23 protein-coding genes are annotated in these 26,068 nt (G+C 71.7%); 10 read left to right on the top strand and 13 right to left on the bottom strand.

Annotated features, from left to right (window positions below; genetic code table 11):
- The first annotated feature begins 1 nt into the window (after window position 1).
- Together DFJ67_RS20410 and DFJ67_RS20405 are read left to right on the top strand one after the other, a co-directional pair.
- Window positions 2-568, top strand: a complete 567-nt coding sequence (locus tag DFJ67_RS20410; protein WP_239097289.1) for a GNAT family N-acetyltransferase — start codon at window positions 2-4, stop codon at window positions 566-568.
- Window positions 565-1,365, top strand: coding sequence for an arginase family protein (locus DFJ67_RS20405; protein ID WP_116069456.1), 801 nt, complete (start codon window positions 565-567; stop codon window positions 1,363-1,365). The genes DFJ67_RS20410 and DFJ67_RS20405 overlap by 4 nt, the downstream gene beginning before the upstream one ends.
- Before the next feature lies 1 nt (window position 1,366).
- Here the strand turns inward: DFJ67_RS20405 and DFJ67_RS20400 are convergent, their stop codons facing one another.
- From DFJ67_RS20400 to DFJ67_RS20380, 5 genes are all read right to left on the bottom strand, one after another.
- Window positions 1,367-2,410: a LacI family DNA-binding transcriptional regulator gene (locus DFJ67_RS20400; RefSeq protein ID WP_116069455.1), complete on the bottom strand. Its 1,044-nt coding sequence runs from the start codon at window positions 2,408-2,410 to the stop codon at window positions 1,367-1,369.
- Window positions 2,411-2,433: 23 nt separating this feature from the next.
- Window positions 2,434-3,798 (bottom strand): GH1 family beta-glucosidase, encoded by a 1,365-nt coding sequence (locus tag DFJ67_RS20395; protein WP_116069454.1) that lies wholly within the window; start codon window positions 3,796-3,798, stop codon window positions 2,434-2,436.
- A complete protein-coding gene (locus DFJ67_RS20390) occupies window positions 3,795-4,637 on the bottom strand; it encodes a carbohydrate ABC transporter permease (RefSeq protein ID WP_116076455.1) in 843 nt (280 codons plus the stop codon). Before DFJ67_RS20390 ends, DFJ67_RS20395 begins: the two co-directional genes overlap by 4 nt.
- Before the next feature lie 11 nt (window positions 4,638-4,648).
- Window positions 4,649-5,614: a carbohydrate ABC transporter permease gene (locus tag DFJ67_RS20385; RefSeq protein ID WP_116069453.1), complete on the bottom strand. Its 966-nt coding sequence runs from the start codon at window positions 5,612-5,614 to the stop codon at window positions 4,649-4,651.
- Window positions 5,615-5,697: 83 nt separating this feature from the next.
- A complete protein-coding gene (locus tag DFJ67_RS20380; protein WP_116069452.1) occupies window positions 5,698-6,981 on the bottom strand; it encodes an ABC transporter substrate-binding protein in 1,284 nt (427 codons plus the stop codon).
- A gap of 265 nt (window positions 6,982-7,246) precedes the next feature.
- On the opposite strand from DFJ67_RS20380, the gene DFJ67_RS20375 reads away from it, so the two are divergent.
- From DFJ67_RS20375 to DFJ67_RS20360, 4 genes are read left to right on the top strand one after another with little or no spacing between them, the layout of a single operon-like run.
- Complete coding sequence (locus DFJ67_RS20375) at window positions 7,247-9,841, top strand: DUF4062 domain-containing protein (RefSeq protein WP_116069451.1); 2,595 nt, start codon at window positions 7,247-7,249, stop codon at window positions 9,839-9,841.
- Window positions 9,842-9,860: 19 nt separating this feature from the next.
- Window positions 9,861-10,652, top strand: a complete 792-nt coding sequence (locus DFJ67_RS20370; RefSeq protein WP_116069450.1) for an AraC family transcriptional regulator — start codon at window positions 9,861-9,863, stop codon at window positions 10,650-10,652.
- 11 nt (window positions 10,653-10,663) lie between these two features.
- Window positions 10,664-11,377 carry an SDR family oxidoreductase gene (locus DFJ67_RS20365; protein ID WP_116069449.1) on the top strand — a complete coding sequence of 238 codons (714 nt, stop codon included), beginning with the start codon at window positions 10,664-10,666 and terminating at the stop codon, window positions 11,375-11,377.
- A 26-nt stretch (window positions 11,378-11,403) separates the two neighbouring features.
- Window positions 11,404-12,153 carry a GNAT family N-acetyltransferase gene (locus DFJ67_RS20360; RefSeq protein WP_116069448.1) on the top strand — a complete coding sequence of 250 codons (750 nt, stop codon included), beginning with the start codon at window positions 11,404-11,406 and terminating at the stop codon, window positions 12,151-12,153.
- Here DFJ67_RS20360 and DFJ67_RS20355 read toward each other — a convergent pair.
- The gene (locus DFJ67_RS20355; RefSeq protein ID WP_116069447.1) at window positions 12,143-12,673 is read right to left on the bottom strand and encodes an RDD family protein; all 531 of its coding nucleotides are present in this window, start codon (window positions 12,671-12,673) and stop codon (window positions 12,143-12,145) included. The two genes, DFJ67_RS20360 and DFJ67_RS20355, sit on opposite strands and share 11 nt — an antisense overlap.
- A gap of 183 nt (window positions 12,674-12,856) precedes the next feature.
- Window positions 12,857-13,474, bottom strand: coding sequence for a zinc ribbon domain-containing protein (locus tag DFJ67_RS20350; protein ID WP_116069446.1), 618 nt, complete (start codon window positions 13,472-13,474; stop codon window positions 12,857-12,859).
- 141 nt (window positions 13,475-13,615) lie between these two features.
- Between DFJ67_RS20350 and DFJ67_RS20345 the strand changes: the two genes are divergently transcribed.
- Both DFJ67_RS20345 and DFJ67_RS43850 read left to right on the top strand, forming a co-directional pair.
- Window positions 13,616-14,458: a DUF6745 domain-containing protein gene (locus DFJ67_RS20345; protein WP_116069445.1), complete on the top strand. Its 843-nt coding sequence runs from the start codon at window positions 13,616-13,618 to the stop codon at window positions 14,456-14,458.
- 54 nt (window positions 14,459-14,512) lie between these two features.
- Window positions 14,513-15,382 carry a hypothetical protein gene (locus DFJ67_RS43850; protein ID WP_239097290.1) on the top strand — a complete coding sequence of 290 codons (870 nt, stop codon included), beginning with the start codon at window positions 14,513-14,515 and terminating at the stop codon, window positions 15,380-15,382.
- On the opposite strand, the gene DFJ67_RS20335 is transcribed toward DFJ67_RS43850, so the two are convergent.
- Window positions 15,379-16,584 (bottom strand): PucR family transcriptional regulator, encoded by a 1,206-nt coding sequence (locus DFJ67_RS20335; RefSeq protein ID WP_116069444.1) that lies wholly within the window; start codon window positions 16,582-16,584, stop codon window positions 15,379-15,381. The genes DFJ67_RS43850 and DFJ67_RS20335 overlap by 4 nt on opposite strands.
- 97 nt (window positions 16,585-16,681) lie before the next feature.
- Between DFJ67_RS20335 and DFJ67_RS20330 the strand changes: the two genes are divergently transcribed.
- Window positions 16,682-18,205 (top strand): flavin-containing monooxygenase, encoded by a 1,524-nt coding sequence (locus tag DFJ67_RS20330; RefSeq protein WP_116069443.1) that lies wholly within the window; start codon window positions 16,682-16,684, stop codon window positions 18,203-18,205.
- On the opposite strand, the gene DFJ67_RS20325 is transcribed toward DFJ67_RS20330, so the two are convergent.
- The 5 genes from DFJ67_RS20325 to DFJ67_RS20305 form a co-directional block, all read right to left on the bottom strand.
- Window positions 18,134-19,096, bottom strand: coding sequence for a hypothetical protein (locus tag DFJ67_RS20325; protein WP_116069442.1), 963 nt, complete (start codon window positions 19,094-19,096; stop codon window positions 18,134-18,136). The genes DFJ67_RS20330 and DFJ67_RS20325 overlap by 72 nt on opposite strands.
- Window positions 19,093-21,567, bottom strand: a complete 2,475-nt coding sequence (locus DFJ67_RS20320; protein WP_116069441.1) for an AAA family ATPase — start codon at window positions 21,565-21,567, stop codon at window positions 19,093-19,095. Before DFJ67_RS20320 ends, DFJ67_RS20325 begins: the two co-directional genes overlap by 4 nt.
- 73 nt (window positions 21,568-21,640) lie before the next feature.
- Complete coding sequence (locus DFJ67_RS20315; protein WP_116069440.1) at window positions 21,641-22,786, bottom strand: exonuclease SbcCD subunit D; 1,146 nt, start codon at window positions 22,784-22,786, stop codon at window positions 21,641-21,643.
- 11 nt (window positions 22,787-22,797) lie between these two features.
- Window positions 22,798-24,537, bottom strand: coding sequence for an ATP-binding protein (locus DFJ67_RS20310; protein ID WP_116069439.1), 1,740 nt, complete (start codon window positions 24,535-24,537; stop codon window positions 22,798-22,800).
- A gap of 113 nt (window positions 24,538-24,650) precedes the next feature.
- The gene (locus tag DFJ67_RS20305) at window positions 24,651-25,196 is read right to left on the bottom strand and encodes a plasmid pRiA4b ORF-3 family protein (RefSeq protein WP_116069438.1); all 546 of its coding nucleotides are present in this window, start codon (window positions 25,194-25,196) and stop codon (window positions 24,651-24,653) included.
- Window positions 25,197-25,288: 92 nt separating this feature from the next.
- Between DFJ67_RS20305 and DFJ67_RS20300 the strand changes: the two genes are divergently transcribed.
- On the top strand, window positions 25,289-26,050 hold the full coding sequence (locus DFJ67_RS20300) for a dihydrofolate reductase family protein (RefSeq protein ID WP_116069437.1): 762 nt from the start codon (window positions 25,289-25,291) through the stop codon (window positions 26,048-26,050).
- Window positions 26,051-26,068 lie beyond the last annotated feature (18 nt).

Below are 26,068 nucleotides of genomic sequence, written 5' to 3'. Positions count from 1 at the left end.
CGTGCCAGAACTCCACCCCACGTATCCCGTCCAGACCGAACGCCTGCGGTTGCGCCCGCTGACCGCGGCCGACACCGACGCCCTGCTGGCCTACCGCAGCCGGGCCGACGTGTGCCGCTACGTGCCGTTCGAGCCGATGGACAAAGACGTCATCGCCCAGCGCCTCGCCACACACTGGGCCACCACCGCCCTGACCGACGAGGGGCAGTCGCTGACGCTCGGCATCGAGCTGGCCGAGACCGGCGAACTGGTCGGCGACGTCATCCTGTTCTTCCACAGCCTGACCCACCTCGGCGGCGAGATCGGCTACGTGGTCAACCCGTCGTTCGAGGGCAACGGCTACGCGACCGAGGCGGCCCGGGCGATGCTCCGGCTCGGCTTCGACGACCTCGGCCTGCACCGCATCATCGGCCGCATCGACGAGCGCAACGAGCCGTCGGCCAAGGTCCTGCGCCGGCTCGGCCTGCGCCAGGAGGCCAGGCTGGTGCACAACGAGCTGTTCAAGGGCGAGTGGAGCACCGAACTCGACTTCGCCATGCTCGCCGAGGAGTGGCGCGCCCAGCAATGACGACGGCGCTGTGCGTTCCGCAGTGGCAGGGCTCCCTGGCGGGCAACGCCCGGCGGCTGGCGGCGGGCGCCCGGCAGACGGCCGCGCTGATCCCCGCCGACGCGGTGGTCACCGTCCCGGTCCTCGACGATCAAGGGACCTTCGACCAGGGTGTACGCGCCCTCGACGTGCTGATCGCCAACCTGAAAATCACCCGGCGGGCGCTGGCCGGCCTCGACGGCCCGGTCGTCACCGCGGGCGGCGAGTGTGGCGTCGACCTGGCGCCGATCGCCGCCGCGCGGGCCCACTACGGCGACGACCTCACCGTGCTCTGGTTCGACGCCCACCCCGACCTCTACACACCGACCACCCTGCCGTCGGGCTCGTTCCACGGCATGGTGCTGCGCACCCTGCTCGGCGACGGCGCGGCCCCGCTGGTGCCGGCCGAGCCGCTGCGTCCCGAGCAGGTGATCATCGCGGGTGTCCGGGCCGGCGATCCGACCGAATACGCCTACCTCGGCGAGTCCGGCATCCGTGCGTTCGGCGTCGACGACCTCGATCGCGCGGTCGACGGCCTGTCGGGCCCGGTCTACGTGCACGTCGACCTCGACGTCCTCGACCCGGCGGCGTTCGCCTCGGTCGGCTACCCCGAGCCGAACGGCGTCGCGCCCGACCGCCTGGCCGCGCTGCTGTCCCGGATCGACAACGTGGTCGGCGCCGCCATCACCGAGCACGCCCCGCCCGAGGGCGATCCCGACCCCGCCGAAACCGAGATCATCCGAACCCTCGCGACGGCCCTCGTCGGTAGCGCGCGCTGAGCTACGCGCTTTCGCGCTCGACCAGTGACGTGTCGAGCAGAACGTGGGGGTTGGGGTTTTCGCGGCGGATGCGGGCGACCAGCAGCCGGGCCATCTCGCGGCCCATTTCCTCGATCGGCTGGTGCACCGTGGTCAGCGGCGGGTTGGCCTGGCGGGCGATCTGGGCGTCGTCGAAGCCGACCACCGAGACCTCGCCCGGCACGCTGCGGCCGGCCTCCTGCAACGCCCGCAGCGCGCCGTAGGCCATCAGGTCGCTGGCCGCGAACACCGCGTCGAGGTCGGGGTTGTCGGCGAGCAGGTCGCGCATCGCCGCCGTGCCGCTGGCCTCGCTGAAGTCGCCGTAGGCGATCAGCTTCTCGTCGACCGCGGCGCCCAGCGCGGCGACCGCCTCGCGGTAGCCGGACAGCCGGGTCGCGCCGACGCCCATGTCCTGCGGGCCGGCGATCGTCGCGATGCGGCGGCGGCCGCGCCCGAACAGATACTCGACCGCCTGGCGGGCGCCGCCGGCGTTGTCGACGTCGACGTAGTAGGCCTCTTGCGCGCCGGGCTGGAGCATCCGGGCCGGGCGGCCGCCGAGCACCGCCGGCAGGCCGCGTTGCTCGAGCAGGGTGGGCAGGGGGTCGGCGTCGTGCAGCGAGAGCAGCAGGACGCCGTCGATGTGCTGGTTGGTCAGGTGGTGCTCGATGCGCTCGCGCTCGGCCGGTGACTGCGCCATGGCCAGCCAGAGCTGCATCGAGGTGTCGAGCAGGCCGGAGCTGACCCCTCGCACGATCGCGGCGAAGAACGGCTCACCGAAGACCCGCTCTTCGGACTCCGAGACGACCAGGGCGACCGAGTCGGTGCGCTGGGTGACCAGGGCCCGGGCGGCGCGGTTGGGCACGTAGCCGAGTTCGGCGATCGCCGCCTGCACCGCCGCCCGGGCTTCCGGGCTGACCTGTGGCGAGCCGTTGACGACCCGGGAGACGGTGCCCCGGCCGACCCCGGCCCGCGCCGCCACCGCGTCGAGGGTCGGTCGGCCTAGGGACCGGGTGCGCTGGGTCGTCATCGTTTACTCCTCCGCAGGCGGCCTTATTCTGCGGCCAGTCCGTTACGTCGGATCACGTCGGCGTACCACCTGGCGCTGGTCTTCGGGGTGCGGAGCTGGGTCGCGTAGTCGACATGGATCATGCCGAAGCGCTTCGTGTAGCCCCACGCCCATTCGAAATTATCCATCAGCGACCAGGCGAAGTAGCCGCGCAGGGGCACTCCGGCCGCGATCGCCTCGTGGCAGGCGCGCAGGTGGGCGTCGAAATAGGCGACCCGTTGGGGATCCGGGACCTCGCCGTCGACCACCTCGTCGACGAACGCGGCGCCGTTTTCGGTCACGTAGAGCGGAACCGCCGGGTATTCGGCGTGCAGCCGGGTCAGCGTCTCCACCAGGCCCGGCGCATCGATTTCCCAGTTCATATCGGTGACCGGGAACCCTCGGGTGACGAACCGGACATCCTCGCTGCCCGGCCAACAGGTCTGCTTGCGCCAGTAGGGCTCCGGTTCGACACCCTCGACCGGGCCCGCGACCACGTGGCGGCTGTAGTAGTTGACCCCCAACACGGACAACGGCGTCGAGATAACCGCCAGATCCCCATCGCGTACGTGGGACATATCGGTCACGCCGGCCAGGTCGGCGACCACGTCATCGGGATACGCACCGCGCAGCAGCGGGTCGAGGAAGATCCGGTTGGCCAGGCCGTCGATCCGCCGGGCGGCGTCGAGGTCGACCTCCGACGACGATGCCGGCGAGATCGCGTAGAGGTTGAGCGTGATCCCGGCCGCGCCCATCGCCTGCGTCGCCAGCCCGTGCCCCAGCATCAGGTGGTGCGCCGCCCGCACCGAGTCGCCCGGGTCGGAGCGGCCCGGCGCGTGCGCGCCCGACCCGTAGCCCAGGAAGGCCGAGCACCACGGCTCGTTGAACGTGGTCCAGAAGTTGACCCGGTCGCCGAGCGCCTCGTGGGCGAGCGCCGCGTAGTCGGCGAACCGGCGCGCGGTGTCGCGACTGGGCCAGCCGCCCGCGTCTTCGAGTTCCTGCGGCAGGTCCCAGTGGTAGAGCGTGACCCACGGCTCGATGCCGTTGTCGAGCAACTCGTCGACCAGGCCGCGGTAGAAGTCGAGCCCCCGCTGGCTGGCCGGGCCGGCGCCGCGCGGCTGGATCCGCGGCCACGACAGCGAGAACCGGTAGGAGCGCAGGCCCAGGTCGGCCATCAGCTTCACGTCGTCACGGAAGCGGTGGTAGTGGTCGCAGGCCACATCACCCGTGTCGCCGTTGACGGTGCGGCCCGGGGTGTGGCTGAACGTGTCCCAGATCGACGGCGTACGCCCGTCTTCGGTGGCCGCTCCTTCGATTTGATAGGCCGCGGTGGCGGCACCCCAGAGAAAGTCGGGTGGGAACGTGGTCACGACTTGACGGCGCCTTCCATGATGCCGCCGATGATCTGGCGACCGAAGAAAATGAACACGAGCAGCAGGGGTACGGTGCCCACGGCGGTCGCCGCGAAGACCTGTGAATAGTCGGTGTAGTAGGCGTAGGACAGGAACGCGAGCGAGACCTGCAACGTGGGATTGTCGTTGGTCAGCGCCGCGTATGGCCAGAGGAACTGGTTCCAGGTGTCCATGAACGTGAGCAGGCCGAGCACCGCCGCTGCCGGGCGCAGGGCGGGCAGCACGACGTTCCAGTAGACCCGGAACGTGCTGCACCCGTCGACGCGGGCTGCCTCGATCAGCTCGTCGGAGATCGCCGAGGTTGCGTACTGCCGCATCATGAACACGCCGAACGCGCTGGCCAGGAACGGGATCGTGACGGCGTAGAGCGTGTCGTACCAGCCCAGGTCCTGCATCATTCCCCAGAGCGGGATGAGCCCGAGTTGGGTCGGCACCATCATCGTGATGACGATCGCGAGCAGCAGCCCGTTGCGGCCGCGAAACCGCAGCTTGGCGAACGCGAAGCCGGCCAGCGTGCCGGTCAGCACCACCGAGACGGTGACCACTGTGGACACGATGATCGAGTTGACGATGCCCTTGAGGAAGTTGGCGGCGGGGTTGTCGAGCACCCGCTGGAAGTTGTCGCCGAACGAGCCACCGGGCGTGAACGGCGGCGGCACCGAGTTGATGACGTCGAGGCTGCGGGTGGCGATGACGAACATGTAGTAGAACGGGTAGATCGATGCCAGGACACCGATGACCAACGCGATGTAGGTCAACGGGCTGGTCTTCCAGAGGCGGGCGGAGGCCGCGACCATCGTGCGCTCCCTCACTTCACAGATCGGCGGACGAGGGCCAGGTTGATCGCGGCGACGATGCCGATGAGCACGAAGAGCGCCCAGGCGATCGCGGCGCCGTATCCGGCCGTGTTGAGGCTGTTGATGCCCTTCTCGTACATGTACATCGCCAGCGTCTGGAACTCCCGTTGCGTACCCCCGCGCATGTTGCCGTTGCCGAAGATCAGCGGCTCGGTGAAGAGCTGTAGGCCGCCGATCGTGGAGAGCACGACGACGAAGACGAACGTCGGGGTGAGCATCGGCAGGGTGATGCGCCAGAACTGCCGCCACTGGTTGGCGCCGTCGAGCGCCGCCGCCTCGTAGAGGTCGCGCGGGATCGCCTGCATGCCGGCCAGCAGGATCAGCGCGTTGTAGCCGGTCCACCGCCAGTCGACCATGAACGCGATCGCCGTCCACGAGCTCCAGCGCTCCGAGTCCCAGTCGACCGGGTTGATTCCGACCAGGCTGAGCAGCCAGTTGATAAGGCCGAAGTCGCGCTGGAAGAGCATCGCGAAGACGATCGCGACCGCGGCCACCGAGGTGATGTTGGGTACGAAGATGGCCATCCGGAACAGCGTCCGGGACCGCAGGTGGGTTCGGTTGAGCAGGTTGGCGAAGAACAGCGCGAGGATCAACTGGGGCACGGTCGCGACCACGAAGATGCCGAGCGTGTTGACGACCGCGTTCCAGAAGTATTCGTCCTTGAGCAGCTCGGCGTAGTTGTCGAAGCCGATGAACGTGTGTTCGCCGATCATGTCCCAGTCGTGCAGCGACATCCAGGCCGTCTTCAGCATCGGGTAGAGCCCGAAGACGCCGAAGACGATGAAGAACGGCGCGATGTAGAGGTAGGGCGAGAACTTCATGTCCCAGCGGGCGCGCTTGGCGCTGCCGTTGGTGCGGTGCCGGGGTGCCCGGGCCGGTTCGGGCGGCGCCGGGCGCGCGGGCGTGGCGAGTGCCATACGGGTGTCCTCTCTGGACTATGCGGCCGATGCGGCCGTGCGGAAGGGCCCCTCGCGTGAAGGGGCCCTTCCGGTCCGGTCCGTCAGAAGGCGCCCTGTGTGGCGGCGTCCTTGATGAACTGCTCCCAGGCGGCGGCAGCGGTCGCCTCGCCGTTCTCATACGCCCGCAGCGCGGGCTCCATCGCCTGCTCCTTCACGGCCTGGTGCTTCGGGCCGAGGTGGATCGGCTTGATGCCCTCGACACTGCCGCCGAAGATCTTCCCGGTCGGAGCGTCGCTGAAGTACGGGTTGGTGTAGGACTGGAAGTCCGGGTTCTTCAGCGCTTCCAGGTTGGTCGGCAGTGGGCCCTTGAGCTTGAACGCCGCCACCTGGCTGCTGGCGCTGGTCAGATACTCCGCCAGCTTGGCTGCTTCGGCCTTGTGCTTCCCCCGTTCAGGCACACCGAGCCACGAGCCACCCCAGTTGCCGGACCCGCCGGGCACGCCGGCGACATCCCACTTGCCCTTGTTCTCCGCGCCGGAGTTGTCCTGCACGATGCCGAGCATCCACGAAGGACAGAAGGTCGCGGCGAACGTGCCCTGCTTGAAGCCGGCGCTCCACTCCGGCGACCAGGTGGCCGTCTTCGCGGTGATGTTGGCGTCGACCATCTTCAGCGAGGTGTCCCAGGCCTGCTTCACGGCCGGGCTCTTGTCGGCGACGATGTTGTCGTCGGCGTCGTAGAAGATGTCGCCGCCGACCTGCATCGTGATGGCGCTGGCCGCGGTGGTGACCGAGTCGAGCATGCCCTTGCCGGTCGCCGCGCGATACTTCTTGCCGGTCTCGATGAACGCGTTCCAGTCGGGCCAGAGCGCGGTGACCTCGTCGCGTGCGGTCGGCAGCTTGGCCGCCTTGAACAGGTCGCTGCGGTAGCAGACCGCGAGGCTGCCGACATCGGTCGGCAGGCCCATCAGCCGGCCGTCGCTGGCCTTGCCGAGCTCCCACTTCCACGGCAGATACTCGGTGCTGTGGTCCTTGACCAGCGGGGTCAGGTCGGCCCAGTTGGCGGGGTTGGTCTTGAACTCGTTGAGGATGCCCTCTTCGAGCGCGACGACGTCGGCGACACCCTTGCCGGTCGCCAGGCTCCGCACGATCTTGGGCCGATATTCGTTGAGCTGCGCGGTCTTGTGCAGCTCGACCTTGATGCCGGTGTCCTTCTCGTATTGCTTGACCAGTTCGTCGTAGCCGAACTCGCCGAAGGTCTCGACGACCAGCTTGTCGGGCTTAGCGCCGGTGTCTTCGCTGGTGCCGTCGTCGCTGCCACAGGCAGCCACGCCAAGCACGGTAACGGTGACAGCGGCGAGCGCGACCAGCCTGTTTTTGACGCTCATCCAGGACCCCTTCTCGGTCGGAGATAAGACGGTGGTGGGGTTGGTCCGCGCACGGTGATCGGCCCAGAACCAGGCCGCCGGGAGCGCTCCCACGAGATTGCCGACAGGTTACCCAGACGTCAATACCGTTCGATGGGAGCGTTCCCAAACCGTTATGGGAGCGCTCTCACGGATGTCACGGTCGCGGTGGGTGGGACCCGGACTACGCAGCGCTGCCCGTGCCGGGTAGCTTCGTTCTCCGTACGGGGGGAAGTGATGATTTTTCATGGCAAGCTCGGGCGAGCCGGCGATCCACACGCCGGACCGGCGGTTGCGCGTGTTCGTGTCGTCGACGCTGGAGGAGCTGGAGCCTGAGCGACTGGCCGTCCGGGACGCGATCGCCCGGATGCGGCTGGTGCCGGTGATGTTCGAACTCGGCGCCCGGCCGCACGGGCCGCGCGAGGTCTACCGCGCCTACCTGGAGCAGAGCCAGCTCTTCATCGGCATCTACTGGGAGAGCTACGGCTGGGTCGGGCCCGACTCGGAACTGTCCGGCATCGAGGACGAATACCTGGTGGCGGCCCATCTGCCGAAGCTGATCTACGTCAAGGCGCCGGCGCCCGACCGCGATCCCCGGCTGACCGCCCTGCTCGACCGGATCCGCGACGACGCCCGGGTCTCCTACCGGCAGTTCCGCTCCGCCGACGAGCTGCGGCGGGTGGTCGGCGAAGACATCGCGCTGCTGCTCACCGAGCGCTTCAACCCACGGTCGACCGCGGGCTCCGGCTCCCGCTCCGGCTCCGCCGAGGTCGAAGCGGCACCGCGCGACGAGCTACCCGTGCCGCCCAACCCGCTGCTCGGCCGGCGCGCCGAGCAGCGCGCCCTGCGCGACCTGCTGACCAGCGACGACGTGCGGTTGGTCACGCTGACCGGCCCGGGCGGCGTGGGCAAGACCCGGCTGGCGATGGAGCTGGGTTCGGCGTTGCGCAACACCTTCGCCGACGGGGTGCGGTTCACCGACCTGTCCGGGGTCACCGACCCGGATCTGGTGGCCGCCGCGCTGGCCCAGTCACTGGGGCTGCGCACCGTGCCCAACCGCCCGCCGCTCGACGACGTGGTCACCTACCTGCGCAACCGCTCGTTGCTGCTCGTCGTCGACAACCTCGAGCACCTGCCCGACGCGGCACCGATAATCGCCACCGTGCTCGGCGCGGGCGCCGGCATCACGATGCTGGCGACCAGCCGGGTTCCGCTGCGGCTGACCGGCGAGCACGTGTTCGACGTGCTGCCGCTGCCGGTGCCGGATCCGGCCGAGGACCCGTCCGTCGCGGTTCGCCGCGACGGCGCCGCCCGGCTGTTCGTCGAGCGGGCCCGCGCGGTCAAGGCCGACTTCTCGGTCGGCCCCGACGAGGCCGCCGCGATCGCCGAGATAGTTCGCCGGCTCGACGGGCTGCCCCTCGCCGTCGAGCTCGCCGCCGCCAAGGTCCGCGTCCTCAGCCCCCGGGCCCTGCTCAGTCGTTTGACCAGCCGGCTCGGCACCCTTACCGGCGGCGCCCGCGACCTGCCCGCCCGCCAGCGCACGCTGCGCGACACGATCGCCTGGAGCTATCAGCTCCTGCCACCCCATGAGCAGCGGCTGTTCGGCCGGCTCGGGGTCTTCGCCGGCCCGTTCGACCTGACCGCGGCCCGCTCGGTGGCCGGCGTGCCGGAGCAGTACGCCGGTCTGGACGCGCTCACGTCACTGATCGAGAGCAGCCTGATCGGGCAGGAGAGAGGCGACCGCGAGCCGCGCTTCACGATGCTCGGCATCATCCGCGACTACGCGCTGGAACGGCTCCGGGAAGACGGCGACTGGACCGACACCCACAACCGGCACGCCCTGCACTACCTCTACTTCGCCGAGCACGTCGCGCCGCCGCTGGGCCGCACCTCCACCAACCCGGGCTCGGTCGACCTGCTCGAAGCCGAGCACGACAACCTGCGCGCCGCCATGAGCTGGTTCATCGACACCGGGCAGTTCGAGGAGGCAGTCCGGCTGGGCTGGGTGGTCTGGTCGCTCTGGTGGCTGCGCGGGCACACCGACGAGGGCGCGCGGAGCATCGAGCGGGTGCTCGAGCACGCCGACCAGCTCTCGCCCCGGGCCTACGCACGGGTGCTCTTCGGCGACGGCTCGATCTCGTTCATCACCGGGCAGCACGCGGTCGGCAAGGGAAAGCTCGAGCGCGCGTTGCCGCTGTTGCGGCAGATCGGCGACGACGACGCGACCGCCCGGGCGGCCGGGATGCTGGGGCAGCTCGCCCTCGCCCGCGGCGACTACGACCAGGCCCGCGAGCTGCTGGAGGAGACCAAGCAGATCAGCGAGCGGCTGGGCGAAGACTGGATGATCGCGCTCTACCACACCCGGCTCGGCCTGGTGCCGCTCAAGGCCGGCGACCCCAAGGCCGCGGCCGAGCAGTTCTCCGACGGGCTGCGGCTGGCCCGCAAGACCAACGACCACCTCGGCGAGGTCGTGGCGCTCTACAGCCTCGCCGTCGCGGCGATGGTCGACGGCGACCGGAGCGGCGCGACCGCCTACCTCGAGTCGGGCCTGCGGGTCGCGGCCGGCGCCCGCGACGAGGCCGGCGCGGCGCTCTACCTGCGGGCGCTGTCCAACATCGCGGCGCGCACCGGCTCCCCCGAGCGGGCGGTGCGGCTCGCGGCCGCCGCGCGCAAGCTCCAGACCGTCACCGGCGCCGCGTGGATCCAGGCGTACGTGCCGGACTGGCCGGCCGGCGGGCCCGACCTCGACATCAAGGCGCACCCGCAGGCGTGGTCGCAGGGCACGGCCGACAACCTCGGATCGGCGCTGGCATACGCCCTGGAGGTTCCCCAGGCCGCCTGAGCCGGACGATGATGGTGCGATGGCCCAGGTCCATTCGATGCCGGTCGAGCCACCCGGCGCGGCCTGCCGGGCGGCACCGGGGCGCCCGGATCCCCGGCTGCGCCACCACGTCGTGGGCTACGCCGGCTTCGCGTCCGGCACCGGCGCCCCGCTCGCCCACCGGCTCCTCCCGATCAACCTGACCGCCCTGGTCATCTCCTTCGACGAGCCGTTCGGCCTGGTCACCGGCCCACGCGCGCGGGCGACCGTGGACGGGCCGACCACCTGGGGGCGCGGCGTCACGGTCGGCCTGACGCCGGCCGGCGTGGCGGAGCTGTGCGGCCTGCCGATGAGCGAGCTGTCGGGGCTGTCGGTCGACTGGCGCGATGTGCTCGGTCGGCGGATCGGCCCACTCGCCGAGCAGCTGGCCGCCGAACCCGGCTGGCCGGCCCGCTTCGCGCTGCTCGACGCGGCCCTGCTGGGCCGGCTCGGCCCTGGCACCTCCCTTGGCGTGATCGGCGCCGCCTGGCAGCGCCTCCAGGGCTCGCGCGTCCCGGTCGGCGCGTTGGCCGCACACCTGGGCGTCGGCCGGCGGACGCTGGAGGCCGGGTTCCGCCGGGAGATCGGGCTCTCGCCGGCGACGGTGGGGCGGGTGTCCCGCTTCCAGCGGGCCCTCGGCCTGCTCGGCGAGGGTGCCGCGCTGGCACCGACGGCGGTCGGCGCCGGCTACGCCGACCAGTCGCACTTCAACCGCGAGACCCGCGCGATGGTCGGGCTGACGCCGGCCGAGCTGTGCGCATTCGTTCAATACCGGCCGCTGACCGCCGCCTAACGTCTGGCGGTATGGCACCCACCGCACTGGTCACCGGCGGCTCCCGCGGCATCGGCCGGGCCATCGTCGAACGGCTGGCCGCGGCCGGCAACCGGGTCGTGTTCAGCTATGCCCGCGACAAGGCGGCCGCCGACGAGGTCGTCGCCCGCTGCCCCGGCGCGATCGCCGTGCGCGCCGACCTCGCCTCACCATCCTTTTTGGACGACTTGTTCGCTGATGTCCACGATGGACTCGACATTCTGGTCAACAACGCCGCCGTCAATCCTCCGCCGACGAAGGTCGCCGACGTGACCGGGCCGGAGTTCGACCGGGCGTTCACCGCCAACACGAAGGTGCCGCTGCTGGCGATCGGCCGGGCCGCCCCGCTGATGCGTGATGGTGGCCGGATCGTCAACATCTCCACGCTCAACACGGTGGTGCCGGCGGCCGGCCACGTCCTCTACTGCGCCAGCAAGGCGGCGCTGGAGCAGGTCACCGCGGTGGCCGCGCGCGAACTCGGCCCGCGCGGGATCACCGTCAACACCGTCTCGCCAGGCGCCACCGACACCGCCTTCCTGCGCGCGCACAACACACCGGAGGGGCTGGCGCAGTCGGCGGCGTTGACCGCGCTCGGCCGTCTGGGCCAGCCCCACGACGTCGCCGCCGTGGTGGCCTTCCTGACCACGCCGGACGCGGGCTGGATCACCGGCCAGAACATCCGGGCCACGGGCGGCCTGCTGATCTGACCCGCCGCGTGGCATCGTGGTGCCTCATGGAGATCAGGAAGGCCGGGCCCGCCGACGTCGCCGCGATCGTCGCGATCGGGCACGAGACCTGGCCGGCGACCTACGGGTTCGCCGGGCCGGACTACATCGCACACGGCCTGGCCACCTGGTGGACGGCGGAGGCGATCACGCGCTCGCTGGAGACCACCACGGTGCTCGTTGCGGCCGACGGCGACGAACTCCTCGGCGTCGGCAACATCGACCTGCGCGCCGACGTGCCGGTGGTCTGGAAGCTCTACGTGCGGCCGGGCGCGCAGGGCTCCGGCGCCGGGTCGGCGTTGCTGGCCGCCCTGGTCGACGAGGCACCCGGGCGCCCGGTGCGGCTGTCCTACCTGGCGGGCAACGACCGGGCCGCCCGGTTCTACGCCCGGCACGGCTTCGCCGAGCACCACGAGGAGCCCGCCGACCGGCCGGGCTGGCCGGCGCAGGTCTGGCTGGAACGCCCGCCGTCGGGGCTGTTGCTCGTCGCGGTCGTCGAGATGGCGGCCGGCCACGTCGCGGCGGGCCAGCGCTACGAGGACGCGGTGCTGGCCCTGCTCGGCCGGCACGACGGCGTGCTCGAGCGGCGCACCCGGAGCGCCGACGGCGCGACCGAGGTGCACCTGATCCGGTTCGGCTCGCGCGCCGGCTACGAGTCGTTCATGGTCGACCCCGATCGGCTGGCCCACCGCGCGTCGATCGGCGAGGCCGCGCCGACCACCCGGGTCATCGAGGTCGTCGACCTGCCTACTGCTTGACCACCACGGTCTTCGCGACGCGGTCATACCAGCCGCGTTGCCAGGCCGCCTGGTCGAACAGCGGGGACAGGTAGCACAGCAGGCTGCCGAACCCGCAGGTGAGGAAGCCGGCGAGCATCGGCACGTAGACCCGCAGCGCCGCCGCTCCCCACCCGGCCGGCGCACCGGTCTCGCGGAGGACGCGCAGGCGCATCACCCGCTTGCCGAGCGTCTGGCCCCAACGGCCGGTGCAGGAGAACTCGTAACCGAAGTAGGGCACCAGGAACAGCAGCGACACGAGCGCGGCCCGGGCGCCGCCGCGGTCGAGGCTGACGCCCAAGGTGAACACCCGGATGACCAGCAGCCAGCCGATCAGGACGCCGCCGTCGATCAGCCGGGCCAGGAACCGGTCGCCGAGCGGGGCCGGCACACCGGGAAACGCGGCGGGTTGCGCATACGGCCCGCCAACCTGCACCGGCACGCCGAAGAACTCCGGTGGCAAGGCCGTTCCGGGTCGCTCGTCACGTGCTGGCTGTGTCATGGCTCGGTCCTCCCGGCAGGCCTGGTGAGCGTCCACAGTGAACCGTAGTGAGCCGCTCTGCCGCCGAGCACCGCCGATCCGGCGGTCATCGGGCCTGCTCGGGTTACCCCGCCCGGGTTACGTCGAAAGACGCACGCCGGCGCCACCGGGTCGGTGGCGCCGGCGTGGCGAGCGGTTCGCGGGTCAGCCGCGGGTGATCGACTGCTCGACGGTCGCGATGACGCCGGTCGCGTGGGCCGGGGTCATGCCGAGCTGCTCGGCGATCCAGTGCAGCGCCTCGCGCTCCTGCTGGTTGAGCGGCCCGTCGGCCAGCCCGACCCGCACGGCGTTGGCGAGCTGGCGCTCGCAGGCGTCCTGGGTGAAGTTGGCGGCCAGGTTGCGCAGCGGTTCGACGGCGAGCTCGGTCGGCTGGCCGGCGTCGGCCTGTAGGTGGCTGACGTCGTAGTCGGCGGCGCCGGCCTCGTGCACCGCGTCGGTCGCCACGCGGACAGCGGCGTCGGAGGCGCCACCGGCGCGCACCATGATGGCCGCGGCGGCGCGCATGCCGGCCGGGAGGGAGCTGGCGAGCTGGGCGGTCGTCGGGCGGCGGAGCACGATCGGGTCGAAGCGGGTCTTGCAGGTCTGGCAGCGGACCGCTTCGCCGACCTTGTCGAGCGGGATCACCGGGATGAAGAAGAGCGTGAAGAACCGGCGCGCGGTGCGGTGCTCGTAGTCGCGGTCACCCCCGCAATGCGGGCAGTGGAACTGCCCGGTGCCGATCAGGCCGAAGATGTAGAAGACCGAGACACCAAAGATGATCATTTGCGACTCTCCGCCGGTGAGGGGGCAGGTGGGGGTGACCGGGGGACCTTAGCAGCGCGTACGCCCTCTTGTGTGCCGGTCGAATCCCCGTCATCATGGATGGATGATCTCCAGCCGAAAGGGCTTCGACGCCCTCGCGCGATGACCGCGCTCGCGCGGCGCAATGACGCCGTGCTCGTTCGTTCGGCCACCACCGCACACCGCGAGTTGTGGCACGACTCTGTCCGGATCCGCCAGGAGTGGCTCGACGTCGCGCTGTCCACACAGCCGGCCGACCGGGCCACCGCCGAGCGGTGCGTGACCGCCATCTACGCCCGGATCTCCCGGCCACGGCCACGATTCGAGTGGGTCGACTCCCCCGCCAAGGCGTTGCCGCTGGTCGCCGGGTGGCCGACGCTCGACGACCTCTACCGGTGGATCCGCGACCCGCTGCCACCGGGGCGGCCGCCACTGGCCAGCGACCTGGCGGCGGTGACCGCGGGGCTGCGGGCCGCGCTCAGTGCCGGCGTCAGCCACGCAGACCCGGAGTTGACACCGGCCCGCCAGCCCGGGAAGAAACAGGAACACTGGCCCGACCTGCCGCCACTGGACGCGCTCGCCCGCGGCGTACCCCTGCCGGTGGTGTTGCATCAAAGCGTCCGTGGCTCGTTGCATCGCAGTCTGGGCAAGGGATTCCGGCATCCGGTGCGGGCCGCCCTCGCTGCGGACCTGCCGGTCTGCTGGTATGGGCAGCAGGACGCGTGCTGGATCGGGTATTACGACACGCTCCAGCGACTCGGCCTGGCCACGTTCAGCGCCGGCATCACCGACCACTTCGGACAGTGGACCGACCTGGCCCGCTCGTGCGGCTGGTGGTGGCCCGGCGAGGGGGTGTGCGTGCTGTCCGACCGCCCGGCGACCGTCCGGGTCACGCCGATGCCGGGCACCTGGCACGACGAGGTCACGGTCAGCGCCATCACCTACCGCGACGGCTGGCAAATCTAGAAGGTCGCCGGCCGGGGCACCGCGCCCCGGCCGGCCGCCTGGCATGCTGGCGCGGTGCATGGCGAGCCGAACCTGCCGTTCCGGTGGGACCTGGTCACGCCGGACCAGGTCGGTTCGCTGCTGTCCGGTGCGGCGCCACCCGATCTGTGGTTTCTCGAACACCTCGTGGCGTGTGCCGGCAAGGTCGTCGCGCGCAGTGGCGACGGCGACCTGTTCTTCGTCGGCCGTTCGCTGGACTCGATGTTCGACCTGATCAGCGGCGCCTTCGACGGACGCCGAGCAGTGCGTCGGTTGCCGTTGTCGTTCGCCCGCGAACGGGTCGGCACGCCGCCGCGCAGCCGACAGCGCCCACTGACGCCGGGCGAGCAGGCCCAACTGCGGCGCATCATGGGCACGCTCGACCTGACTCCCCGCGCCCTCGCGCGGCGGGCCCGGCCGGCCACCTTCGTCGACGTGGTGGCCGAGGGCCGGACCTTCAGCGAGCTGTTCACACTTCTGCGGGACTGGACCGACGAGGACCGCGAGCCCTGGTCCGTGATCCGGCGCAAGCTCCATTTCATCGGCGTGACCGCTCAGGAGAAGACCAGCCCGAACACCTACCGTTGGCAGCAGCACGCACCGTGGACCACGCAGTTGCCGGCCAAATCCGTGATCAACGTGTCGCTGCACTGGATGGTCTGGGGGTATCTCGCCGGCAACCAGATCAAGCTCACCCGGACGTTTCGCCCCGACCGCTGGCTGGCCGAAGCCGCCGGACCCGAGCGAGGCGAGCAGACCCGCGAGGCGCTGGCCGAGGCGGCCGCGCTGGTCGCCTACGGCCGCAGCCGCACCGGCCGACAGGCACTCGCCCGCGTGATCGTCGAGGAACCCACCATGTCGCAATCCTGGCTGCGCGCGGTGGTCACCTTGCTCAACGGCGGCTAACCGCGCCAGTGGACGACTTCGAGCGCCGCCGCGACCGCGACGGTGTTGCCGGCCAACGGGCGGGGCAGCAGGCGGTCGGCGCGGGCCAGGCGGCGCAGCAGGGTGTTGCGGTGGGTGAACAGGCGGGCGGCGGCCCGGGAGGCGTTGCACTGCTCGGCGACGAACGCCCGGACCGCCGCCCGCACCTCGGCCGGCGCTGACTCCAGGTCGCCGAGGGTGCGGCTGACGAACCGGTCTGCGCCCGCCGGGTCCTGGGTGACCAGGGCGACCAGCTCGACCTCGTCGAACGACGCCAGCCGCTGTGCCGAGGTCAGCCGGGCCAGCAGGCGTTGGGTGGTCAGCGCGTCGAGGTGGCTGCGGCGGAAGCCGTCGAGGCCGGGCGCGGGCGAGCCCAGCGCCACCCGCACCAGCGGCAGCCGCTCCAGCGCCACCCGCAGCTCGCCGGGATCGGGCCGGCCGGGCACCCAGACCCAGCGGGTCGCGGCGCTCGCGATCACGCTGAGCGGGCGGCCCGGCCCCGCCGCCGCGGCCAGCAGGTCGGCGGCCCGGTCGAGTTGGCGCGGGTCGGCGTCGGGGTCGTCGGTCCACACGACCGCGGCGGTGTGGGAGCGGTCCAGCGGGTAGCCGAGCCGGCTCTCCGGCTCTTTCACCTGCGCACCGTCCAGCAGGCCGAGGACCGTCTCGCGGCGCTCGGCGTGGGTGCCCCGGGTCAGGGCGGCCCGCTCGGCCCGCATCCGCGCCGAGATGGACGCGACGGTGGCGTCGACGAACGCGGCGATCGACCGCAGCGAGACGTCGAGCAACTCGCGCAGTTCCGCCGTGTCGGTGGTCAGCGTGCAGGCGATCTGGGTCCACAGCCGGGCCGCGACCGCCTCGCCGACCCGGTAGGCGTCCAGCGCCGAGTCGTCGAGCCCGCGCCGCACCAGGTCGCGGGCGATGGCCAGCGGCGCCGCCTCGTCGTTGGCCGCGACCGGCTGGCCCGGTGCGCGCACGTTGGCCGCGGCCCAGAACAGCAGGTTGGAGCGGTTGGTGCGGCGGGTGGCGGCGGCCAGCACCGGGTCGCCGGCGATCGGGCGCCGGGCCTCGCCGGCGAGGGTGGCCGCGTCGATCTCGGCGAGCCACTCGGGGCGCGCGTTGAGCGCGATCTCGGCGCCCTGCCGGATGAGCTCACGCACCCGGGGCGACGGCGGATCCCATGACATGCCATCGACGCTAGTGGTGCAGTTTGCACCTGAACACCCGTCAACCTGGTGCAGATCGCCCTTCGCCCGCGTCGAATCGAAGGCACAACATGAACAGATGGCGGTCGAGCACCTTGATGTCCTGATCGTCGGCGCCGGGATCTCCGGCATCGGCGCCGGGCGCTATCTCAAGACGGAGTTGCCGGCGAAGCGCTTCGCGATCCTCGAAGCCCGCGGCGCGTCGGGCGGCACCTGGGACCTGTTTCGCTATCCCGGCACCCGGTCAGACTCCGACCTGCACACGTTTGGCTATGAGTTCAAGCCCTGGCGCGACGAGGAGGCCATCGCCTCCGCGCCGCGGATCCTCGAATATCTGCGCGAGACCGCCACGGAGAACGGCCTGGACCCACACATCCGCTACCACCACAGGGTACGCGGCGCGGCGTTCGACAGCGAGACGGCACAGTGGACGGTGGTGGTCGAACGCGTCGACACCGGCGTGACGACCACGCTCACCGCCAACTGGATTTTCGCGGCCGGCGGCTATTACCGCTATGACGAGGGCTTCACGCCGGAGTTCACCGGCCGGGACCGCTTCCAGGGCACCATCGTGCACCCGCAGCACTGGCCGGAAGACCTTGACTATCAAGGCAAGCGGGTCGTGGTGGTCGGGAGTGGAGCGACGGCGGTCACCATCGTGCCGGCGATGGCGGGCACCGCCGCGCACGTGACGATGCTGCAACGCACCCCGACCTACATCCTGTCGATGCCGACCAAGGACGCGCTCGGCAACGCGTTGAAGAAGCATCTCGGCCCGGTCCGCGGGCACGCCTGGACGCGGCGGAAGAACATCGCGCAGCAGCGCTGGATCTGGCGCTTCTGCAAGCGTTATCCCGAACGCGCGCGCCGGCTGATCCGCTGGCTCAACGCCCGCCAGCTTCCCGAGGGCTATCCGGTCGACGAGCACTTCCGCCCGCCCTACGACCCATGGGACCAGCGGTTGTGCCTGGTGCCCGACGGCGACCTGTTCAAGGCGATCCGGGCCGGCACCGCCGACGTGGTCACCGACCGGATCGAGACCTTCACCGAAGACGGCATCCGGCTGGGCTCCGGCCGCGACCTGCCGGCCGACATCATTGTCACCGCGACCGGCCTCAACGTGCAGGCCCTGGGCGGCGTCACGCTGACCGTCGACGGTGCGGTGGTCAACCCGGCCGACACGGTGGCCTACAAGGGCATGATGCTCTCCGGCGTACCCAATTTCGCGTTCATCGTGGGTTACACCAACTCGTCCTGGACGCTCAAGGTCGGCCTGCTCTGCGAGCATTTCTGCCTGCTGCTGGCGCACATGGACAAGCACGGCTACGCGATCTGCCGCCCGGAGATCGCCGACCCGGCGATGCCGACCCGCCCGTTCCTCGACTTCGGCGCCGGCTACATCCGCCGGGTCATCGACCAGCTACCCCGCCAGGGCGACCGGCTGCCGTGGCTCACCTCGATGAGCTACGACACCGACGTGCGCCTCCTGCGTGCCGACCGCGTCGTCGACCCGGAGTTGCACTTCAGCGGGTCAGGCAGGAACGGCGCTGCGGGCGGCGGCCAGGGTCAGGGCGCGGTGGAGCAGGCGGGAGTCGCCGAGTAGGCCGCGCAGGCGGCGTTCGAGGCCGGCGATCGGGATCAGGTTCTGCGGTGCGCGCGGGTCCTTGTAGGGGGTCGAGGCGAACCGGGGCAGGGTGAGCAGGGACAGGTCGGCCAGCTCGATCGCCTCCTGCGACGGCATCTCGGTCGTGCACTCCAGGCGCACGATGCCGGCCCAGGGTGCGCCGGCCGGGCCGGGCAGCCGCAGATACCACGAGTAGCCACCCCAGGCCGTGCCCATCAGGAAGACCGGCGACCGCTCGCCGGGGCGCAGCTCGGTGACCACCTTGGTCAGCGCACCGTCGAGATACTGGCTCTGCTGGGTCTTCACGTAGCCGATCGTGCGGGACAGTTGCCGGCGGTTGCGGAGCGGGCCGTCGACGACCAGCAGGTCGTCGGACTCGCCGCGGACCTCCGTGGAGACCGCCACCTCCAGCGCGGTCAGCGGGCCCTGCACGGCCGGCACCAGCCGGGCCGGGTCGGGTGCGCCGGCCACCTGCCGCACGCCGTAGCGGACCGTGCCGGCCGTGATGTCGCCCGCGGTCGGCGAGGTGGTGAACAGGCCTCGTTCGACCAGGGCACCGGCCAGTGACGCCACGCCGGCGCGCAGGTCACAACGGACCACACCGGCGGCGTAGGAGGCCGCCAGGCCCGGATGCGACGTGCCGTCTTCCTCCCGGGTCCACAGGCTCGCGTCGATCCGGCGCACGCCGTCGACCAGCAGCACCACGTCGGGGGCGCGGACTGTCGGCGGTGCCGTCAGCGGTCGCCAGGCCGCGGCCGGGAGCTCGACGTCGGTGTTGATCTGGGCGGTGCTCTGGCTGGCCGGACCCGACGACGCCTCGAACGAGGCGCCGTAGGCCGGATCCCAGTTATCCACGAAATATTCGGTCATATGCCGCTCCGGGTGATGTGGGCGGAGCGGGCGTCCTTGGTCACGTCGAAGCGCACCGGCACCCGCTCGGCCAGCGCCGGCACGTGGGTGACCACGCCGACCATCCGGTCGCCGCGAGCGGCCAGGCCTTCCAGCGTCGCCGCGACCGTGTCCAATGTTGCCGCGTCGAGCGTGCCGAAGCCCTCGTCGAGCAGGATCGACTCGAGGCTGGCGGCCGACGTCGACATCCCGGCGAGCTGCTCGGCCAGGGCCAGCGCGAGCGCCAGCGACGCCTGGAACGTCTCGCCGCCGGAGAGCGTGCGGACACCCCGGCGCAGCCCGGCGTCGTGATGGTCGACGACCGAGAACTCGCCCTTCTCGTGGACCAGGTCGTATTGCCCGGCGGACAGCTCGCGCAGGATCCGCGAGGCCCCTTCGACCAGCAGGTCGAGCGCCTCTTCGAGCAGCCAGCGCTCGAAGTTGTTGGCCCGCAGGTGGCCGGCGAGCGCCTTGGCCACCTGGCTGTCGTGCTCGTGGGCGGTGCGCTTGTCGAGCAGCCCCTGCGCCTGCGCCCGCCGCTCCTCGACCCGCTGGTGCGCGGCCGTGGCCCGCTCGACCGCCACGGTCGCCGCCCGCACGTGGTCGTCGGGTGCCGGCTGCTCCGCGTCGACGAACGCGGCGTCGAGCCGCGCGCGCACGGCGGTGACCGCGGCATCGGCGTCGGCGGCGCTCGCCGCCAGGTCGGTGCGCGCCGACCGCCGGCTGGCCACCTCGGTCGCGGACCAGTCGGCCAGGGTCGACCACGAGTCGGCCAGGTCGTCGCGGGACGCGGCCGGTGGAGCGAACCGGGCGACCGCGTCGCGGGCCACGTCGAACTCCCGCCAGGCCGCGGTGAGCCGCTGCTCGGCGGCGCTGCGGGCGGCGGTGGCCGTGCGGGCCTGTTCCCGCGCGGTCTTCAGCGCCGCGACCGCCGCGTCGAGCGACTTCTGCAGCCCGGCCAGCGTCTCCAGCTCGCGGCGCAGCGCCGTGACGCCCGGCGAGTTGGCGAGCTGCGCGCCGAGCGCGGCCAGCCGGGAGGCGAGCTGCTCGTGCTGGGCGCGGGCCCGGTCGAGGGTGCGTTCGAGCGCGCGGGCCGCCTTCTCCCGCTCGGCCACCTGGGCCTGCGCCTTCTCGTCGGCGGCCTTGGCCGCGTGCCCGGCCTTCTCGGCGGCGGGCACGGCCGAGGTCGCGGGGACCGCGGGCACCGAGACGACCGGCTGCTCACAGACCGGGCAGGGCGCGCCGGCGTGCAGGTGCACCCGGAGTGCGCCGGCCCGGTCGGCGGCCTGCGCGTCCTGGTAGGCGTGGCGGGCCGACTCCAGCTCGGCCGCCGTGCGCAGCGCCGCCGCGCGGGCCTTCTCCAGCGCCGCCGCGGCGGACCGGTGCTCCGTGGTGGCCGCCGTCAGTCCCTCCTGGAGGGACGCGGCCTCGGCGGTGACCGACGAGTGCTCCTCGTGGGCCCGCAACAGCAGCCGCAGTGCGGCCGGGTCGCCGGTGGCCGCCAGCTCGCCGCGCAGCTTCTCCTCGCGCTCTTCGGCGGCCGTCACGGCGTCGACAGCCGCGGCCGCCGCGTCGCGCGCGTCGGCTGCGGCGGACGCCAGCGCCGCCACGCCGCGCGGCGCGCGGACCCGGTCGAGCAGCGCGATCTCGTCGTCGAGCGCGGTCAGCCCGGCCGCCGCCTCGGTCGCCGCGCGCTGGGCCTGCTGCAACTCCGGTGCCACCGTGGCCACCAGCGCGGCGAGTGCCAGCATCGCGTCGACCCGGGCGACCGCGCCGGCCAGCGCCTCGTCGGAGGTGTCGTCGAGGCCGGCCAGGAGCTGGTCGACCGCGCGCAGGTCGGCGTCGGCCTGCTGGGCCCGGGCGGTGGCCCGCTTCTGGATGTCTTCGTAGACGTGCAGGCCGAGCAGGTTGACCAGGATCTGTTGGCGGGTGGCCGGCTTGGCGTGCAGGAAGTCGGCGAACTGGCCCTGCGGCAGCAGCACGCAACTGGTGAACTGCTCGTAGGGCAGCCCGACCGCGTGCTGGATGGCCTCGTCCATCTCGGCCGGCGTGCCGGCGAGCACGTCGCCGAGGTCTTCGGGAGTCATCCCGGTGTCGAGTTTGGAGACGTCGAAGTTGTCGGGCATCTGTTGCAGGCCGGCACCGCCGGTCTTCACGTTGCCCCGGCTGTCACGCCGGACCACCCGGGTCGCGACGTAGCGCGCGCCGCCCGACTCGAACACCAGCCGCACCCGGGCCTCGGTCGCCGACGGCGACAGGGCGTTGGCGATGCCCCGGCTGCTCCCCCACCGCGGCACCTGGCCATAGAGGGCGAAGCAGATCGCGTCGAGCACGGTCGACTTGCCCGAACCGGTCGGCCCGACCAGCGCGAAGAAGTCAGCGTCGGTGAAGTCGACCGTCGTCTCGTCGCGGAAGACGGTGAACCCCGCCATATCCAACCTGAGCGGCCTCACGCGGCAACCTCGCTTCGCGAGGTCGAGCGTGAGCCCGGGCCTACTGAGCCAAATGGTTCGGTCGCAAGCTCCCTCACGCCGAAGCCTCCTCGTAGAACTCGTCGAACAACTCACGGACACCCGTGTCCGTCACGCCGCGGCTGTCCAGATAGGCGGCGAACAGCTCGCGCGGCGTACGCCCGGCGCGTTCTTCCGCTCGTGGCCCAGGGGTGCTGGCCACCATGTCCGGATCGATCCGCACCTCCAGCGCCCGGGGCAGCAGCTCCTGCACCTCTTCGCGCAGGCCGGCCCGCGGAGTCTCCCGGACGAACACCCGCAGCCAGGCGTCGCCGGTCTTCAGCGTCGCGAGCTGCGCCAGGTCGCCGCGCACGGTGCGGAGTTGGGTCGCCACGGTCACCGGCACCTCGCGCACCTTCGCCGCCTGCCCCACGCTCACCTCGACGACCGTGACAGCGGGCACGTTTTCCGCCTCGCCGAAGTCGATCGCCAGCGGGCTGCCGCTGTAGCGCACCGGGCACGGCCCGATCACCGTCTGCGCGCGGTGCAGGTGGCCGAGCGCCACATAGTGGGTGCTGGTCGGGAACACATTCGCCGGGACGGCGTAGCCGAGCACCGTCTGCGCCTCGCGCTCACCGCCGCCCTGGCTCGCGCCGACCACGGTGAGGTGGGCGGTGACCAGGTTGACCACGCCCGGCTCGCCGAAGCCCTCGGTCAGCTTGGCCAGCAGCCGCGACAGGTGGTCGGCGTAGGTCTGGGTGGCCTCGGCTGCGGTCAGGTCATACATCTCGATCGCCCGCACCGCGTAGCGCTGGGACAGGAACGGCAGGGCGACCAGCCGCCACCGCTCCCCCGTCGCCGTGGTGCCGTCGATGACGTGCTCGGCCGGGTTTTCCCGGACGCTGCCGCGCAGCGTGATGCCGGCCGCGTCGGACCACGGCCGCAGGGCGTCGAGCGCGGCGCCGTTGTCGTGGTTGCCGCCGATCACGACGACGTCGGCGCCGGTGCGGCGCAGGGCCGACAGCGCGCGGGTGACCAGCCGGGTCGACTCCGGCGAAGGCGCCGCCGTGTCGTAGAGGTCACCGGCGACGATGACCAGGTCGGGCTGCTCGGCCCGGGCGATCTCGACCACCTGGGTGAGCACCGCGAGGTGTTCCTCGGCCCTTGACTGTCCTTTGAGGACCTTGCCGACGTGCCAGTCGGAGGTGTGCAGGATGCGCACGGGCCGCCCCCTTAGAACGGGATGTCGTCGTCGGACAACGTGCCCGACCGCGAGCCGACCACCGCGAACGGATCGGCGGACTGGGTGATCGAGCGCAGCGTCTCCGCCGGCGCGGCGCCGGCCTCGGAGTGCCGGGTCGCCCATGCCGGGAACGGGAACTCGACGCACAGCGGGACCGGGATGTCGGGCTGGTTGACGAACATCGTGCCCGGCTTGGCGAGCAGCACCCGCTGCCGCTGCGCGGGCGGCAGGAAGCCGTATTCGGGGCGCGACGCCTCGGCCGGGTCGAGCCGGCCGACGACGCGGACGGCCGAGTTGGTGACGATGCGGCGCTCGACCTCGCTGGCGGTCTGCTGCGCGCCGACCAGGATCACGCCGAGCGAGCGGCCCCGCTCGGCGATGTCGAGCAGCACCTCCTTGATCGGGGAGGAGCCCTCGCGCGGTGCGTATTTGTTGAGCTCGTCGAGCACGACGAAGAGCAGCGGCTTGGCGGTGCCCTTCTTCTCCTTGCGCTCGAACTCTTTCTTGAGCGTCACGCCGACCACGAACCGCTGCGCGCGGTCGGGCAGGTTGTGCAGGTCGACGACGGTGACCTGGGCGCTCTCGTCGGTGTTGATCTGGTGCGGCCGGCGGGTGGCCAGGTCGCCGCGGATCAGCCGGCCGAGGTCGCGCTTGCTCGCGATCAGCCGGCGGGCGAACGCGTTGACCGTGCCCAGCCCGACCGAACTGCCCGTCCAGGCGAACCGGGTCTCGTCGTCGGAGAGTTGCGCGACCACGAAGTCGGCCAGGTCGGCGTAGCTGCTCAGCCGGGTGCCGTCGATCGCGACGCCGCCGTCGGCCGGCACCGCGTGCCGGGCGAGGTGTGCGGTGACCGCGTGCACGACCATCGTGTATTGCTGCCGCTCGTCGTCGGCGTCGGCGAACACGTAGGGCAGCAGCGAGCCGAGGCAGAACTCTTCGAGCGTCCAGTAGAAGCTGTCGACGCCGGACAGCCGGCTGCTGACGTCGGGCGTGCCGGACGCGTCGCCCATCCTCGGCGGCGCGTAGACCCGGACGTCGCTGAACGGCTTGGCCGGCAGGCCGAGGGCCGCGTACGCCGCGGTGGTCTTGTCGTCGAGTTTGACGTTGGGGTGGTCGAGGAAGAGCAGGTCTTCACCCTTGACGTTGAAGATCAGTGCCTTGGCGTTGACCGCGTCGCCGCCCAGCGCCCCGGAGTGGAAGACCGAGTAGAGCAGGAACGTCGCGAAGCTGGTCTTGGTCGCCACGCCGGAAATTCCGGAAATCGACACGTGCGCGCCGCGTTGGCCGTCGAGGAAGTCGGCGTTGAGGAAGACCGGGATGCCGTCGCGCCCGGTGCCCATCGGGATCTGCCGTTCCATCCGGTCGAAGTGCAGCGCGGCGGCGCGCAGGTCGCCGGTGGCCCGGTGCACGAGGGCGCCCGGTGCCGGCGGCACGTAGAACTCCGGGTCGACCCGGGTGACGCTGATCTCGGCCGCCTCCTGCACCTGGGCCGGGAGCGTGCCGTCGGCGATCGCGAAGACGTCGGAGTCGAAGACGGCGCCCTCGTGGCGGGCGCGCACCTGGGTCACCACCCCGGCGATCCGCACCGGCGGGCGGTCGGGCAGCTCACGGGTGGTCACCACGACGTCGTCGAGCTGGAGGTAGCTGCCCGGCGCGACGGCCGTCCAGAACTGCAACGGAGTGGCGTCGGAGGTGCCCAGCACCCGGCCGACCGCACTCTGCTCACCCATCGCTCCCACCGATACCACGACTCGCATCTTGCAACATCAGTACGACCAGCTCACAGCCGACGCGCGGGGCGGAGCGAGATGAGGTGAAAGAGCCTTTCATCCTTTTGGTGGGGCTATGTCAGGCGGCGTACCAGTGTCGTGGCGCGCCCCGGGTCGAAGGCCTCCGACTCGAACCCGCCGCCCGCCCACGAGCCCAACTCGGCATGCCGCGGGTGCGCGGGATCACGGAGCGCGACCAGCAGCTCGGCGTAGCCGAACGCGCCGCCAACGTCTTCCGGCGGGCAGGCCCGCTCGCCGGCCAGACACAGCGGGTAGCGCTCGTCGGGCTCGGCGGCGAACACGTCCTCCACCAGCAGGTCGTGCTCCCACCAGTCGCCGAAGTCGTAGGTGTAGAGCAGCCGGGTGCCCTTGTGCGCGACCGCGTCGAGCCGCACGTCGAGCTCGTCACGCAGCGCGAGCTCGCCGTCGGGGTCGGGCTCGCCGTATTGCACGCCGTCGACCTCGAACGAATGCAGGCGAAAGCTCTGCCAGCCCATCGCGAGCTGGACCACCCGGTGCACCCGGTCGAGCGTGTAAGCGCCGGGCAACTGCACCCGGCGCCACACCTCGGGCTGCACGTCGGCCAGCGTCACCTTGACCTGGAAGATCTGCCGGGGCATAGGCGGCTACCTCGATAGGGTGTCCGGATGAGCTGCGACTGTCAGCACCGTACCCCCGCGCCGGGCACCGCAATCAACGCCGCAGTGGCCGGATGAGCGGGCCGGCGATCCGTGCCCTGTGGAGCGTCGACGCAGCTCAGCCACCGGGCACGGAGCTCGACGACGAGGCCCTAACGGGGTGCTACGGCCGGTCGGCGGCACCGACGGTTCGTGTCAATTTCGTGACCAGCGTCGATGGCGCGGTCGAGGTCGACGGCTATTCCAAGGGCCTGTCCGGCCCGGCCGACAAGCGGGTGTTCGGCATCCTGCGCAAGGTCTGCGACGCCCTGCTGGTCGGCGCCGGCACCATGCGCCACGAGGGCTACCGCGCGATCACGCTCGATGAACCGCGCCGGGCCTGGCGACGGGCACAGGGCCTGGCCGCGACGCCGACGCTGGTGGTGGTCAGCGCCAGCCTCGCCGTCGACCCCGCCGCGCCGGTGTTCGCCGCGGCCCCCGCCCGGCCGGTGGTGCTGACCACGGCGGCGGCGACCGCGCCGCCTGGCCTCGACCAGGTCGCCGATGTCGTACGCGTCGGCGAGCGCGAGGTCGACATCGCCGCCGGCCTGGCCGCGCTGCGCGCACGCGGGCTCGACCAGATCCTCTGCGAGGGCGGCCCGCACCTGTTCGGCACGCTGACCGCCGCCCGGCTGGTCGACGAGCTGTGCCTGACCGTCTCGCCGCTGCTGGCCGGCGCCAAGGCGGGCCGGATCACCGCCGGCCCACACCTGGAGGGCGGCCCGGAGCCGCTGCGCCTGCACCACTCGCTGCTCGCCGACGACCTCCTGCTGCTCCGCTACACCCGGGCGGCCTGACGCCCGGCGGGCGCCCGC

Origin of the sequence: Asanoa ferruginea, from assembly GCF_003387075.1 — a bacterium.
GTDB classification, from domain to species: Bacteria; Actinomycetota; Actinomycetes; order Mycobacteriales; family Micromonosporaceae; genus Asanoa; species Asanoa ferruginea.
Note: the sequence above shows the minus strand (reverse complement) of the source record. Positions and strands in the feature narration are given on the sequence as shown.

Coding starts and splice junctions, on each gene's coding strand:
- DFJ67_RS20400 (WP_116069455.1), bottom strand. CDS start 2,410: ATGACGACCCAGCGCACCCGGTCCCTAGGCCGACCGACCCTCGACGCG.
- DFJ67_RS20300 (WP_116069437.1), top strand. CDS start 25,289: ATGAGCGGGCCGGCGATCCGTGCCCTGTGGAGCGTCGACGCAGCTCAG.
- DFJ67_RS20310 (WP_116069439.1), bottom strand. CDS start 24,537: ATGGGTGAGCAGAGTGCGGTCGGCCGGGTGCTGGGCACCTCCGACGCC.
- DFJ67_RS20380 (WP_116069452.1), bottom strand. CDS start 6,981: ATGAGCGTCAAAAACAGGCTGGTCGCGCTCGCCGCTGTCACCGTTACC.
- DFJ67_RS20375 (WP_116069451.1), top strand. CDS start 7,247: ATGGCAAGCTCGGGCGAGCCGGCGATCCACACGCCGGACCGGCGGTTG.
- DFJ67_RS20385 (WP_116069453.1), bottom strand. CDS start 5,614: ATGGCACTCGCCACGCCCGCGCGCCCGGCGCCGCCCGAACCGGCCCGG.
- DFJ67_RS20360 (WP_116069448.1), top strand. CDS start 11,404: ATGGAGATCAGGAAGGCCGGGCCCGCCGACGTCGCCGCGATCGTCGCG.
- DFJ67_RS20355 (WP_116069447.1), bottom strand. CDS start 12,673: ATGACACAGCCAGCACGTGACGAGCGACCCGGAACGGCCTTGCCACCG.
- DFJ67_RS20365 (WP_116069449.1), top strand. CDS start 10,664: ATGGCACCCACCGCACTGGTCACCGGCGGCTCCCGCGGCATCGGCCGG.
- DFJ67_RS20350 (WP_116069446.1), bottom strand. CDS start 13,474: ATGATCATCTTTGGTGTCTCGGTCTTCTACATCTTCGGCCTGATCGGC.
- DFJ67_RS20325 (WP_116069442.1), bottom strand. CDS start 19,096: ATGACCGAATATTTCGTGGATAACTGGGATCCGGCCTACGGCGCCTCG.
- DFJ67_RS20305 (WP_116069438.1), bottom strand. CDS start 25,196: ATGCCCCGGCAGATCTTCCAGGTCAAGGTGACGCTGGCCGACGTGCAG.
- DFJ67_RS20390 (WP_116076455.1), bottom strand. CDS start 4,637: ATGGTCGCGGCCTCCGCCCGCCTCTGGAAGACCAGCCCGTTGACCTAC.
- DFJ67_RS20335 (WP_116069444.1), bottom strand. CDS start 16,584: ATGTCATGGGATCCGCCGTCGCCCCGGGTGCGTGAGCTCATCCGGCAG.
- DFJ67_RS20330 (WP_116069443.1), top strand. CDS start 16,682: ATGGCGGTCGAGCACCTTGATGTCCTGATCGTCGGCGCCGGGATCTCC.
- DFJ67_RS20370 (WP_116069450.1), top strand. CDS start 9,861: ATGGCCCAGGTCCATTCGATGCCGGTCGAGCCACCCGGCGCGGCCTGC.
- DFJ67_RS20405 (WP_116069456.1), top strand. CDS start 565: ATGACGACGGCGCTGTGCGTTCCGCAGTGGCAGGGCTCCCTGGCGGGC.
- DFJ67_RS20345 (WP_116069445.1), top strand. CDS start 13,616: ATGACCGCGCTCGCGCGGCGCAATGACGCCGTGCTCGTTCGTTCGGCC.